This is a genomic window from Lentilactobacillus kisonensis DSM 19906 = JCM 15041 (genome assembly GCF_001434135.1).
Lineage (GTDB): Bacteria > Bacillota > Bacilli > Lactobacillales > Lactobacillaceae > Lentilactobacillus > Lentilactobacillus kisonensis.
Genome location: NZ_AZEB01000002.1, coordinates 88,316 through 103,089 on the forward strand (window position 1 = coordinate 88,316; position 14,774 = coordinate 103,089).

Genomic DNA, 14,774 nt, shown 5'->3' on the forward strand with positions numbered 1-14,774 from the left:
TGACCAGAAATCCCGGTTTTGGATTTTTGGTCAAGACGGCTTAGGTGCAAGCTTCTGCTTTGCGCAGCTGTCCTAAACTTAAGATAGCACTACTTGTATAAACATTCACTAGTAAAGCTGGTATTAAAGCAATGAAAACACTTTAATCAACATTTTTATTGATCTTTAAAATTGTAACCGCTTTATCATCCCGATAATACTATCAAAAATGTTGATACAAGTCAAAATTATGCAAAACACTCACAAAAACCATTGTAATCGTTTTCCGCAAGCCATAGTATAAAACACGTGCACAAGATATGACAAAACTACGTAGTAGAAAAGGAGCGTTTACTTTGACTGAATACATTAACCCGTTGATTGTTCAACGGGCCGATCCATTCATCTATAAGCACACTGATGGTTATTATTATTTCACCGCCTCAGTTCCGGCCTATAACTTAATTGAAATCCGTCGAGCTAAAACATTGGCCGGTTTAGCTCATGCGGCACCGCGAACGATTTGGCGCAAACATGAAAGCGGTCCCATGTCTCAATTGATTTGGGCACCGGAAATTCATTACATTGATGGCAAGTGGTTCATTTATTTTGCCGCTTCTGAAACAACTGCATTGGATCAGAATGGCATGTTCCAACACAGAATGTTCTGTATTGAATGTGACAATGCCGACCCAATGAGAAGTGAAGACGACTGGGTTGAACATGGTCAGGTTGAAACGGGCATGGATAGCTTCTCACTAGATGCAACTTGTTTTGAAGCCAACGACAAGCTTTACTATGTTTGGGCTCAAAAGGATCCAGCTATTCGCGGTAACTCCAATATTTATATTGCTGAAATGGAAAATCCATGGACGTTGAAGACTAAACCGGTGATGTTAACCAAACCAGAATTTGATTGGGAAACGATCGGCTTTTGGGTTAACGAAGGTCCAGCCGTGATTCATCGAAATGGGCGTTACTTCTTAACCTATTCTGCAAGCGCTACCGATGAGCATTATGCAATGGGCATGTTGAGTGTGCCAGACGATGCTGACTTATTGGACGCAAGTAATTGGACTAAGTCAAAAGACCCAGTTTTCCAAAGTGACATGGCGACTCATCAATACGGTCCTGGTCATAATTCATTTACGGTCGCAGAGGATGGTAAGACCGACATTTTGGTTTACCATTGCCGTGATTATACCGAAATCAAGGGTGATCCATTATACGATCCAAACCGTCATACAAAGGTTCAGGCATTTACTTGGAACGATGATGGGACGCCTAACTTTGGCAAGCCAGTTCCATATAATTACGATTAAAAAATTTAATAGGACAGCTGCGCAAAGCAGGGATCTGCGCGTAAGCACCTTCAACAAAAATCCCAGAACCGGGGATTTTTGTTGAAGGAGACTTACACTCCGATCCCCAGCCGCTTTGTTCCGCTCACTATATTAGGACAGCTGCGTCAGGCAGAAACCAGCGCGCAAGCACCTTCGAGAAAAATTCCAGAACCGGGAATTATCCTCGAAGGAGACTTACGCTCCGGTTTCTAAACGCCTGACTCCGCTCACTTTACTTTAGGAGGCACGTATAATGGAAAACAGTGCAAAAACACCGCAAAAAAAGGAGAGTAAGCATTTCTGGGGATTCCCGTTTACCCACTTTACTTACTTCTTCATGTGGCAAATTATCTTTGGTTATTTAACTCTTTGGATGGAACAAGTCGGGCATATGAATGGTGCCGAAGCTGGAGTTGTCTTCTCAGCTATGGCCGGATTATCACTCTTGTTCCAACCAGCATTCGGTGTTATTTCAGATAAGCTCTTATTCAAGAAGAACCTGTTATTTACAATTGCAATTGCCGCAATGCTAATCGGGCCGTACTTCCAGTGGGTATTTATGCCATTGATGCACATTAATTCAATGTTAGTTGCCATTGTAACTGGAATCTATCTTTGCTTTATCTTCAATGGTGGTGTTTCAGTTATTGAGCAATACGTTCAACGGGCCAGCTTAGCCAACGGTTTTGAATATGGTCACTCACGAATGGGTGGGTCATTAGCCGGAATGGTTGCGTCATTTGTTGGTGGTCAAATCTTCTTGTGGCATCCAAACTCAATTTTTTGGGCATGTACAATTTCAGCTACCATTTTGACTGGATTACTTTTATTCAGTGATAAAGTTGATATGGACAACGCTTCTGCCGCTGGTGATACTTCTAATTCACTCGACTTAAGCATGATTGGTAAAATCTTCAAATTAAAGAACTTCTGGTATCTCTCAATTTTCTACATTGGTACTTCAGCTATTTATGATGTTTTTGATCAACAATTTATCATTTTCTTCAAGTCATTCTTCAATTCAGCTGCTGCCGGAACGCAGGCATACAGTTATATGACAACTGCTCAAATTGGTTTGGAATTCTTACTGATGTTCCCAATGCCATGGATTATTAACCGAATTGGTTCACGAAATGGTTTGATTGCTTATGGTGTTATTCTGGCAATTCGGATCATCGGATCAGCATTATCACCAAGTTTGATTTGGGTTATCTTCCTACGTCTGTTAGCCGGATTCGAAATGCCTTTGGTACTGGTTTCAATTATGAAATACATTGCCGGCGCTTTCGATGTTCGAGTTTACGCCACCGTTTATGCGTTAGCGTCAAACTTTGCTAAACAAATATCTGTCTTCATCTTCTCAGCTGTTGCTGGTAATATGTATGACGCCATTGGCTTCCACCACACATACTTGATTCTTGGTGCAATCGTTGCTGTTGTAACACTCTTTGCAGCCTTTGTTCTTAAGAAGGAAAATAAATTACAAGCTGGTGAAGTTGACGAGCAGGGTAATGCTAAGTCATAAGTAATTTAGAACTTATTTCAGCTCAATAACAATTAAATAAGGGGGATACGGTCACGTGATGGGATCGCATCCCCTTTATTGTAAGGAAAATGTAAGCGCTTGATACTCATTGAGGAGGAATTATATGCATTTCGTTGTTAAGAAAATAGCCAAAATTGTCGTTGGGGCAGTCGGACTTGCAGTTCTTGGATTAAGTACGATTACCGCTCAACCAGCTAAAGCCGCTGACAGTGGGGCAAGTACTGATAATTCGGTTGTGACAGTGGCAGATAAAAATTTGTCATCAGACACGATATTCCCTAATTTTATGTATGGTCGCGGCATCACGACTACCCACCAAAGTGATCAAAATTATAATGGTAGAATGTATGCAACTGGGGAGCATTATGTAAGTGGAACGCCAACCTTTACTATTTTTGAGAGTACTGATCATGGTGGCTCTTGGAATCAAGTTGGAGATGTCAAAGATACCCAACATGGCTGGGGGATGAGATATCAACCCACTTTGTATGAATTACCCGAACAAGTAGGAGATATGCCAGCAGGCACCTTAATTTGTGCTGGTAATGCAATTCCAACTAATTTAAGTCAAACGTCAATTGATTTATATAAGAGTACCGATCATGGGAGAACGTGGACGTTTTTGAGCACGGTTGATCATGGCGGTGCTGCTGATCTGGGTCTTAGTTCTAATGGACCTGTTTGGGAACCTAGTTTACTAACAATTAACCATCAATTGGTTTGTTATTATTCAGACCAGAAAGTAAAGCCGCAAACTATTGATCATCGGACGTCTAGTGATGGGATCCATTGGAGCGACGAAAAGGAAGATGCAAACATTGGCGGTATGCCTGTGGTTGCACAAATGGCCAATGGTAAATATATTATGTCGTATGAAGGATATCGATCAATTACGAATAACGACCCTAATCAAGCAACCGGGATTACAACCTGGGTTAAGTACTCTGATAATGGTTTAGATTGGGATGCGACAAATCCAGGAACAAAAATTGCCGGAACAAAAGGGTCTCCGTATGTAACGGTGCTTAATGATGGCACAATTGTCTTGAATAGTACTGCTGAGAATATATATGTTAATAAAGATAATGGTAACGGCGCCTGGACTAGCGTCGACACGCCAATGGGAGGCGGCTATTCACGGTCACTTGCTGCATTGCCAAATAATCAAATATTGATCGTTTGTGGCGGACCGATGGGTGCAACACCATATAAAACCGATGGCAATACAGTTATAAAGACCAATAGTGATCGGACCTTAACTTCCATGGTTTACGATCTCCCTGCCCAATATCATCGAGCAACCGTTCAATTTGCAAACCAGCCAACGTCATTAGCTGCGGGTAAAACGGCTAATTTCACCGTCAAATTATCTGACGGCAGTGCGGCTGACTTTGATATCACAACTGACGATGCCCAAGATGTTACGGTTGAAAAGCAGGCAGATGGTAGCTATCAGTTAAAAGTCAATTCAAACTTTGTTGGCCAAAAAGATGTGACCGTCACCGCGACGAAGAAGGATGATGCGTCATTTAGTGCTAACTTCAAAGTCAGCATTACTGGCCAAGCTGCACCAACACCCGATAATAACAACTCAACGAATACGGGTACGACAGGAACAATCACCACACCAAGTTCAAGTAGCCAAGCAACAACGACTGAACCAAGTACGACGCAACCAACCACAACGTCTCAACCTGCCGCAACTAAAAAGTTTAAACAGTTCAAAGTTTACGCTAAGACAGGAATTCGTGTGTACAAAGGCGTTGACTTCAAACATGTCGTTAAATCATACGCCAAACATTCACGGACAAATGCCAAAACGTTTATAATAACTGGTAAAGCCTATTCTAAGAATGGCGCTTTAAGATACAAGACAGCTGCAGGTTATATCACAGCTAACAGTAAGTATGTTGCTAAACTTTACTATCAAACAGCGCCTAAGAAAGTAACTGTTTTGGCAAAAGCTGGAACATATGAGTATACCAAACCAACCTTTAGTAAAGCTAATCGTTCGACTCACCTTAAAAAAGGAACAATTGTTAAAGTGAAGAAACTTGTTAAACAAGGATCATTAAGCAAATTTGTTTTGACTAACGGTCACTATTTAACAGCTAATAAGAAATTAATTATTGCTCAACCATAGTTAAGTGAAGAAACTTAATTGACTTAACTAGAGAGGCCGACATGCGATTTTGCATGTCGGCCTTTTGTGATCAACCATTCAAAAATAATCCTTACCCAAAAACTTTCCGCCCGTTCAACCACGTCTCCTTGACCCTAACGTCTTTGAGTCCTTCTGCCGGAATCGAAAAAATATTTCTATCCAAAACAATAAAATCGGCTGCCATTCCCGGCTGGAGGGTACCATTGTGTTTGAAACCGCCAATCTTTGCTGGCCAGTTTGTGTAAGCCAAGACTGCTTCCGGGACACTAATCGACTCAGCTGGGTTAACAAGATCCCCATTGGCGGCTTTCCTGGTGACTGCCGCGTAAATGTTAACAAATGGACTGTCAGGCTCGGCCCACGGGGTACATGGCGCGTCCGAGCTTAGCGCGAAAGCTGCTTTAGATGCTAACATTGATCTGTCTCGATAAATCAACTTAAATTGCGCGGGTGACAAATACTGGCGATAGGATTCGTCTTCAGCAAAAAAGAAAATCGGCTGGGTGACCAATGCATAGGTCATGGTGGCCTCATTGATTTGGTGAAGCATTTGGTCACTTAAAATGGAAGCATGTTCAATTCGAATGGCTGGCCGGTCTTCTAACCAAGGTGCCAATTCACGGGTGACATTCAAGACAAGTTGAATAGCTGCGTCCCCCATAGCGTGAACTGCGACTTGAAGATGATGCTGACGGGCGTAATCAACCGCCTGGTGAAGTTTAGCAGCGTTTGTGATAGCGACTCCAGTTTGACCATTTGGATAAGGAACTTGATTATCCGCCGTTTCACCAGAAATACTGCCGTCCATGAAAACTTTGATGCCGGCAATCCGCAGCTGCTCTTCGCTAGTCGGCTGTAAGGCTTTGTCTTCGGCGACTTCATCGTAAACGTAGTAGATGGCGGTTTTAGGTTTAAAGCCGGCTTCAACGGCGGCTTGATAGAGTTTGAACGAATCAGTTGGCTTCTTTCGGCCCATCATTTCACCGATAGCGACGATCCCATTGGCCAAATAATGATCGGAACTGGCGACCATGTTTTCAACGTCACCAGCAAAGCTTTGGGCAGACTTGGCACGGATTAATAATTGGCTCGCAGCGACTTCTTTCATGTAACCGTTTGGCCGGCCATCTGCAAAATGACCAATAAAGCCACCTTTCGGATCAGACGTGTCTCGACTAATACCAGCTAATTCAAGTGCTTTGGAATTGCCAACTGAGGAGTGACAATCCGAGCGATAAATGAAAATTGGCTGGGTAGTTGAGACGTCATCCAAGTCGTTAACCGTTGGTGTGCGGTGCTCGGCTAATTTGGTTTCGTCAAAGCCCCAACCTTCAATCCAAACTTTTTTGCCCTTGCCGAATTGGGGTGACTGGCGCAAAGCCGTTTTCATTTCCGCAATACTATTAACATTGGGTGGGGTACAGGCCACGCCGTGAAGGGCATCTGCAATATATTTGGGATGTGTATGGACGTCAATTAAGCCAGGGAGGACTGTTTGCCCGCGTAAATCGATGGCGGTTGGATCACTAACCGTATTGGTATTGCCAATCCACGTAATTTGACCATTAGTGACCGTCATGGCTGTCGCAAAGCTTGAGGTATCCAGTCCTAGAAAGATATTGGCGTTGATAAATGTTGGCATAAACGTGGCTCCTTTGAACTTTTAATTAAATAGTAGCTGATGGCGAGTGTAGACGCAACTTTTAGTCATGGCTGCAAAGCGTTATGATGAAAGTACGACTTTTTGAAATGGAGGTTGACGATGCAATCATTAGAATCCCATACCCTAAACGCGTTTTCCAAAAACGTTCAGCTGACGCAAAAACAGAATCAGGTTCTGCATACCATTGAAGCTTTTACTCGCGACCACCTAGAAAAAGCTGATCACGCGGTGTTTGTTCTGATGGGGGATGCTGGGACTGGCAAAAGTCTCATTCTCAATCAACTATTTACTAATTTGGCTCAAAACGTTACTGACGCATATTTTTTAGTAAATCATCCTGAGTTACTCAAAGTATACCGGGAGTTGGCTGGTCAGACACCCCATATGCTAAAAAAATATTATCAGCGACCGACTAGTTTCATTAATAAGTTGCATAAACTTGGTAAACGGGTCAATTTAACGGTTATTGACGAGGCTCACTTGTTGTTAAGCAAACCGGATCACTACAACAACTATTATGGCAATAACCAGCTTGAAGATATTATGGCGCTTAGTAACGTAACCATTGTCGTGTTTGATCCCCACCAGGTCTTGCGCACCAAGAGCTTTTGGAATAAGGAACGGTTGTTAAATTTAGTCGCATCGCATCCCCACCAGGTTGTTCATCTAAAGCAGCAGTTTCGAATGCAGGCCAGCCCCCAATTAATGGACTGGCTGGATCATTTTATTGATGGCGATGTCATCCGCCCAGTTCCCACGGATGTTGGGGATTATGACTTTAGGGCGTTTGCCGATGCTCAGCAGATGTTTCAACTAATCATCAAAAAGAATAACCGTTCTGGGCTTGCCCGAATGACGTCGACCAGTGGCTACCCATCAACACTGGATGGTGGCAAGCATTTGGTCAATGAGGGTAATTTTCACTTACCATGGGATCAGTACAATTTCACCAGCACGCCGTGGGCTGAGCAACCCCAGACGATCAATGAAGTTGGTAGTATTTATACTGTGCAGGGATTTGACCTCAATTATATTGGGATTATTATTGGACCGCCGTTTTATTTGACCGCGGATAATCGATTAGGAGTCGATCCCAGTAAGGTAACTGACGTTGAAATATTTAAGCGGCGGCCGGATATGGATAACCAAGTTTTCGGGCAAAGTAAAGAAACCCTGTTGCGTAACTCACTAAATGTGTTGTTGCGCCGCGGAATCAAAGGGATGTATCTGCATGCGCATGATCCGAAGTTAGAAGCTTATCTCGAACAAATGATCAACCAAGAGCGGCTAAATCATTGACTTATTATCGACCACAAGATATAGTTAGCTACATGAGTAACTAACCAAATAACAAGGAGATTAAGTCATGAAAAAGGGAACGATGATAACATTGCTCGTGATTGTTGTGCTGGCGGCTGCAGGTGGTACTTGGTATCATCACGCGTACGGGAAGACTTGGTATTATGGGCAAGTTGGTAGTATGGAACGATACGAAAAACAACCAGACGGCAATCCAACTACGTATTATTATCTGATTAATGGTTGGAATAAGGATGGCCAACATAAGCGGATGGAAGTCGGCTCCGTTGGTGGTCACCGATTTGTGAAGGGCCGCTACATTAAGGTGGGCTGGTCAAGAGCCCAAAAGGTGGCAACTTATGAACAGGTTCAGAGAAATGAAATTCCCAAGAAAGCGTTGCAACATTTAGAATAATGACTTATTTGATCACTCGATGGCTGGCCTGAACGTAGGGCCAGCTTTTTTGACTTGATCGGCGGTTTTGAATCGGTAATGGGTTATTGGGATGATCCATTAAAAATGGTCATAATCTGTCTACGTGATTAACATATTTGTTATTGATTATATAACTTTGCAGTCAAAATAATATACACCAGCGTATTCTTTCTTGTATGATGTAATCGAAATAGAAGGGATATTCTTTGAGGTGATAGTTATGAAGATTCACAAATTATTATTAACAACAACTTTGCTACTAGGGTCGGCGATCTTATTTAGTACGCAGAATGCTGGAATAGGCGATCAGCCGATACTGAATGTTCAAGCGGCAACCGTCGCTAACGAAGAAACAATCAATGACGTTATGCCTAATCAGCAACTACAAAAGTTAGTATTGTACGAAATGAAGCGGCAAAAGATTGTGACGAGTGATTCTGATCTCAGTCAATTCGATGCTGGATCATTTAAGACAGCGCTTGGTAAGTTAACCAGTATTAATTGGCGGACAATTCCCGGGTATCAACGAGCTGATTATGAGCCAATTAATGGTGGTAATGGGACAATTGGGCCAGCTAGCGTTAATTCTGGTAATTATTCTCTTAAGGGTTTAGAAAATGCCACTAATTTAACTGAATTGGATTTGGCACATGATCTTGACTATGGTCGGTATTATTTTGATGACGTTAAAGACGTGACACCGCTAAGTGGCCTAACTAAATTGACTGATCTCAACCTGGAAGGCAATCGAATTGAGGACATTTCGCCGATTGCTGGGATGCGGTCGGTTAAGAACCTGATATTGATTTCAAATTCGATTAAGAATTTAAATGTTTTGGACCGGGATAATTATGACAAATTCCAGTATCTCGGCCAACATGTTGTCTTTCCGGTCCAGCATCTAACTGAAAATGCCTACACGTGGAAAGCACCGTTCAAAGATGCACTGCCAAAACACGTTGCCGATCCTACCAATCATTGGGAACCATACACGTCCCAAAATATTCATATGGTAAAGAGTTCTAACTATTATGACTTGGGTGGTTATGCTGGCGAGGAAGATGAGACGGATCTCATTCAAGTCTTTAAGCCCGCCACTCAAAATATGACGCTAGATGGTGATGATGTTCACTTTGCTGGTTTGGCAGAACAGGTGTCACCAGGTGAAGGGATATCACTTGCCCAACAAGGTGGACTCGTTCCCGAACCAGGAAATGGTGGGGTCGTTGCCCCGTCAAGAGAGGCTGCCCATATTAACGGGACCTTGCTTGCTAATGAACACACATACTATATGATGGTGAAATATCGCGCTGAACCGGAGCGGGCAGGCTATTCGACTGCCGTGATGAGCTATCACTTGCCTTACGTCATCGATAAGGTTCAGGTGCAGCCAGTTACCGTTAAATACGAGGATGAGAAGGGGACCGCGATTCACGGAGTTCAGACGATTACTGGTAAATTGGGTGATTCATTTGATCTATCGAAGACCGACTATCAATTGGAAATACCTGGCTATACGTTTAAGGCGTATGATCCAATCCAGACCGGCGAGCTAACGGGACAGGCGCAAACGGTGAAATTAGTTTATACAAAAAACACGGCACCAGATGTACCGGTTGTCCCGAAGAATGAGTCGATAAATCCGCCTACTGCACCAGATAAACCGAAGACGCCAAGTGTTCCAGACCAACCTGTGATGACAGAGCCAACGTCGGAAAGGCAAACCCAAGTTGCCGCACCGGAGAATGTCGCTAAAATTCATGAGGCGGTTTATTCACTGGAGAAAATCTATTTATACCAGAATCCAACTTTTAAATCATCTGAGCGAAAAGCTGGCTATGTCCAAAAGCCACGGGTATTTCGACCAATGTTTGTCGTTGATGGGTACGCCCATTCTAAAGACGGCAGACTGCGTTATCATGTTCGGGATGTCAATCATCAAAGCAAGACTGATGGCTTGCGGGGCTATATTACAACGCAATTTGCCTATGTACGCCCAGTTTATTACCACAGTAGTCATAAGACGTTAACTGCGATTAATCCCAAGGGGGTCAATGAATATACCAACAAGAATTTGACCAATAAAGTCCGAAACTTTAAACAGGGAACGGTATTACGAGTTAAGAAGTTTGTAACTCATAATCTCACGACCCGTTATCAATTAACCAATGGTCATTACGTCACTGGAAATCGAAAGCTGGTTAAAATGGGTCGACATAAGCAACCGAAGCAAGTGGTTCTAAAGCAGGGGCTTAATCGCTATCGTGACGCTGATTTCACTATGAAGAATGGTCACTTTGATAAAGGTGACAAGATTATCGTTAAACGATTCACGTTTAGTCACCAAGATTCAATTAAGCAGGGCGGAACTAAACGATTCGAAGTTAAAGGTGGTTTCATTTCCGCTAATCCTAAATTGGTTAGAGCTTACTACAAGTGATTTATAGGTAGTCGGTGGCCGAGATAGTCGTTATTCTTTACTTGGAATCACAACCAAAAGCTTATTAAAAAATTGGCGCAAATGATAAATATGTGTTACTTAACGGCGAGGGGCCACCATTCCGAATGATCAGGAATGATGGCCCTTCGCCGTTAAACGCTGGGATAAACGTCAATGTTTTAGTCTTATAGTATTGATAACAAATTATTCATGACATGCAGTGCGATACTGTACCTGATATCTCTGAAATGGATGTAGGTGTATGCCAACAAACATCCTAAGGCCGAGTACAAAAGCCAATTAACGTCGAAGCTCATGTCGTGGAGAAAGCCGAATACCATGCCGCTAGCAAGGATAGCTAAAATATTATTAAGCCGATTATCCTTGTTGAAAAAGTAATTCATAAAAATCCCACGGCAAATAAGTTCCTCAAAGATCGGTGCCAGAAAAATTGCAAACAAATTATTCCAAAGTGGTAAATGGGTAACCGTTTCATTAATGACTTTTTGGTTTGTTGGTAAATCTAAAATATGGTGGACGACCAGCCAGCCCCAAACGGACTGAACGATAAGAATAACCGCAAAAATGATGATCAGTTGACTAATGCGACTAAAAGTTGCCTTTGATCGCCCAAAATGGCGTGGATTAGTAATTGTGAGCTGTTTGCCGTACCGCCAGCCGATAAAGCCAAGGACCACCGCAATTAACAGTAGTGAGATACCCAGCACCTTTCGTAACTGAACGAGGGCGGTATAGCTACCAGCAATATCAAGGCTGCCTGAGGCAAATAAATAGATAAACAAAAAACCAATCCACTTGATAATTTGCAGGGACTTGGTGGTGCTGTAATGAATTAATTGCGTCAGTTTCATCTATTTGAATTCGTTAACCTCAATCCGATTTTTATCTGGGTCTAAAATGGTGATTGAGTTAACTTTTCTCCTCACTTCAGTTTTGGTAGATGGCTCGTCAACGATATCAACAAAGTAATTGATCAAGTGTGCCTTGATAGCTTCCATGGAATCTTTAGCGATTAAGCCAAACGAAATGGGGTTGCTAACATTGTCGACTTGTCGAAAGTCTAAGAACATCTTTCGAAGATCAGCGCCCTTATCGCCGTTTGGTAAATCGACGATCTGCAGGTCAAATACTTCGTGGTAAAAGCGCAAGCTGATTTCTAAGTTTGATACTGGAATTGTGATATATTCAATTTCTCTAATATTCATTTAAAATTGAGGCAAAAGAACTGCCGATTTTAATCGGGAGAGGAATTGCCTCGCACCTACTTTCTTGATTTTTTAACATCCTTAAAAAATAAGTGATCGGAACAAAGCGATTAGAAGCTGTCCCAAACCAATGGGTATATTATATACCATTACTTGTATCTGCGAGCGGTTGCATGACTTGACCATCACTTTAATTAAGAGTAACGTAACAAATTGTATGTATTCTTAGGTATTTTAGTTGAATAGTGTGTCGACAATTGTCCTGGTATCCGATCGTTTCTAATCTCTTTGGTTACATTGATGATGCGCTCTGATTGCGATTGGTTTTGCTGGCGCACTGGTCTAATTTACCTAGTCGAATGGTGCTCCGCAAAGCAGAGATCTGCGTGTAAGCACCTCAGCTCAAAATTCCAAAACCGGGAATTTCTGGTGGGGACTTATGTTCCGGTTTCTAATTGCTTTGCTACGTGGCTACCTAGTCGAATGGTGCTCCACAAAGCAGAAATCTGCACATAAGCACCCCAACCCAAAATCCCCAAAACCGGGATTTTCGGTTGAGGAGACTTATGTTCCGATTTCTAACCGCTTTGTTCCGCACACTATTAAAAAAGGAGTGAATCTTTTGCCATTACTATCTGTTTCAGACCTTTCAATGAGTTTTGCGGAAAAAGATCTGTACAAAGACGCTGAATTCACGCTTGAAAAGGGTGAACACATGGGGGTTGTCGGCCAAAATGGGGTCGGTAAATCAACACTCATTAAGATCATCACAGGAAGCGAATTGCCACTATCTGGAAATATTAAGTGGCAGAAAAATATCAAGATTGGGTATTTGGATCAGTACGCTGACGTTGAAGGTGATTTAACACTTACTCAATTCTTGCGGACCGCATTCGCTGACCTCTATAAAAAGAGTGAGCAATTAAATAAATTATACGCTGATTACGCTGACAACGGCAATGATAAGTTAATGGAACGTGCCGGTCAGCTGCAAGATGAATTAGACTCCAGTAATTTTTATGAAATTGATACCAGAATTGATCAAACAATTACTGGCCTGGGGCTTGATAACATTGGCCGGGATCATCTGGTTGGTAAGATGTCTGGCGGTCAGCGTTCTAAGATCATTTTGGCTAAAATGCTATTAGCTGACCCAGATGTTATTTTGCTCGATGAGCCCACTAACTATTTGGATACAGCTCAAATTGATTGGTTGATTGACTATCTAAACGGTTTTTCCGGATCAGCCCTGGTGGTTTCTCATGATTATGATTTCTTAGAGAAAATTACCAATTGTATCATTAACGTTGCTTTCGGAAAGATCACGAAATACCGTGGGAGCTTCAAACAGGCCATGCGGCAGCGGGCAGAGCGAGAAGAATTTCAACAGCGGGAGTACGATAAGCAACAGGTTGAAATTGATAAGGCTGAACGCTTTATTCGGAAAAACAAGGCTGGCTCTAAAGCAACGATGGCGAAATCACGTGAGAAAAAGCTGTCGCATATGGATAAAATCGACCCGCCTTCAACGAACATTAAGGCGAGTTTCAACTTTCCATATGAGGAAACCGGCTCTCACGAAGCTTTAACGGTTGATCACCTTTCCGTTGGGTATAATAAGCCGCTTTTGAAGCCGGTAACTTTCACAATTTCAATGGGTGAAAAGTTTGGCTTTGCTGGGTTTAACGGGGTTGGTAAGTCAACCTTGATTAAGACGATTCTTGGCCAATTAACCGCAAAGGGTGGAACGGCGAAATTTTCACCATCATCAAAGATTGGTTACTTCAGCCAGGAGCTTTCCTGGGACAATAATCGGATGACGCCAATGCAAATTATTTCGGACAAGTTCACCAAACTCAATCAAAAAACGATTCGGACCAAGCTTGCGAAGTGTGGCCTTGATTCCGCTAATGCAATGAAGCCAATCGGCCAACTATCTGGTGGTGAACAGACCAAGGTTAAATTGGCAATGATGGAATTTACACCGTCTAACTTCCTCATTATGGATGAGCCAACCAATCATTTGGACGAAGAGACTAAGGAAGCCCTGAAGCGCGCATTGGATCGTTTTCCGGGTAACTTAATCATCGTGAGCCATGAGGACAGTTTTTATGATGGCTTGGTTGATAAGGTGCTTAACGTTGAAAAGCTGAGTTTAAAGGAACAACCAGTGATTAGAGAAGAGCCTTAAAAGTAAATTGTGCTTTCAAAGCTTGGCATTCTTAGGATGCTGGGCTTTTTTTCTGTGTAAAAGATGATTCAAACCTCAAAAAGTGGCTTGACATATTATTTCGAGGTGGTATTCTTGCAGCATCAACAAATTAAAAAATAATAATAAATATGAAGTTATGATTAGAAAAGTAATTGTTCATTTCACATAAAGAGAGCCCTGTTAGGACAGCTGCGCAAAGCAGAAGCTTGCACCTAAGCCGTCTTGACCAAAAATCCAAAATCGGGATTTCCGGTCAAGACAACTTAGGTTCCAGCTTCTGACCGCTTTGCTCCGCTCACTATTTGATGAGAAGGGGTTGTGGTGAATGATGAAAACACATCTATGAACTGAGTGATTGAATTAAGTAGGTTACTCCGCTAGTCAGCGTTACCACGGCTACTGTGACTGTTCTCCATTTTAATGGACGACTAGTTATGAGCAGCGTAAGGTCGTTTCATCGTGAGGT

The 14,774-nt window shown here is 42.4% G+C and carries 10 protein-coding genes; 7 read left to right on the top strand and 3 right to left on the bottom strand.

Annotated elements, in window-relative coordinates:
* Positions 1–299: 299 nt before the first annotated feature.
* From FC98_RS01965 to FC98_RS14570, 3 genes are all read left to right on the top strand, one after another.
* Positions 300–1,301: a glycoside hydrolase family 43 protein gene (locus FC98_RS01965; RefSeq protein WP_008857808.1), complete on the top strand. Its 1,002-nt coding sequence runs from the start codon at positions 300–302 to the stop codon at positions 1,299–1,301.
* A gap of 274 nt (positions 1,302–1,575) precedes the next feature.
* A complete protein-coding gene (locus tag FC98_RS01970; protein WP_008857807.1) occupies positions 1,576–2,847 on the top strand; it encodes an oligosaccharide MFS transporter in 1,272 nt (423 codons plus the stop codon).
* Positions 2,848–2,971: 124 nt separating this feature from the next.
* A complete protein-coding gene (locus FC98_RS14570; RefSeq protein ID WP_056949120.1) occupies positions 2,972–5,011 on the top strand; it encodes a DUF5776 domain-containing protein in 2,040 nt (679 codons plus the stop codon).
* Between the two features lie 91 nt (positions 5,012–5,102).
* On the opposite strand, the gene FC98_RS01980 is transcribed toward FC98_RS14570, so the two are convergent.
* Entirely contained in the window at positions 5,103–6,674 is a 1,572-nt protein-coding gene (locus FC98_RS01980; RefSeq protein WP_056949121.1) for an amidohydrolase, read from the bottom strand.
* 120 nt (positions 6,675–6,794) lie between these two features.
* Between FC98_RS01980 and FC98_RS01985 the strand changes: the two genes are divergently transcribed.
* The 3 genes from FC98_RS01985 (at position 6,795) to FC98_RS01995 (ending at position 10,870) form a co-directional block, all read left to right on the top strand.
* Complete coding sequence (locus FC98_RS01985; RefSeq protein ID WP_056949122.1) at positions 6,795–7,994, top strand: DUF2075 domain-containing protein; 1,200 nt, start codon at positions 6,795–6,797, stop codon at positions 7,992–7,994.
* Positions 7,995–8,061: 67 nt separating this feature from the next.
* Positions 8,062–8,409, top strand: a complete 348-nt coding sequence (locus FC98_RS01990; protein ID WP_008857802.1) for a YxeA family protein — start codon at positions 8,062–8,064, stop codon at positions 8,407–8,409.
* A gap of 241 nt (positions 8,410–8,650) precedes the next feature.
* On the top strand, positions 8,651–10,870 hold the full coding sequence (locus FC98_RS01995) for a DUF5776 domain-containing protein (RefSeq protein WP_056949123.1): 2,220 nt from the start codon (positions 8,651–8,653) through the stop codon (positions 10,868–10,870).
* Positions 10,871–11,055: 185 nt separating this feature from the next.
* Here the strand turns inward: FC98_RS01995 and FC98_RS02000 are convergent, their stop codons facing one another.
* Positions 11,056–11,742, bottom strand: a complete 687-nt coding sequence (locus FC98_RS02000; protein WP_008857800.1) for a CPBP family intramembrane glutamic endopeptidase — start codon at positions 11,740–11,742, stop codon at positions 11,056–11,058.
* Positions 11,743–12,096, bottom strand: a complete 354-nt coding sequence (locus FC98_RS02005) for a VOC family protein (RefSeq protein WP_008857799.1) — start codon at positions 12,094–12,096, stop codon at positions 11,743–11,745.
* 652 nt (positions 12,097–12,748) lie between these two features.
* On the opposite strand from FC98_RS02005, the gene FC98_RS02010 reads away from it, so the two are divergent.
* Positions 12,749–14,287 (top strand): ABC-F family ATP-binding cassette domain-containing protein, encoded by a 1,539-nt coding sequence (locus FC98_RS02010; RefSeq protein WP_056949145.1) that lies wholly within the window; start codon positions 12,749–12,751, stop codon positions 14,285–14,287.
* Positions 14,288–14,774: the final 487 nt, after the last annotated feature.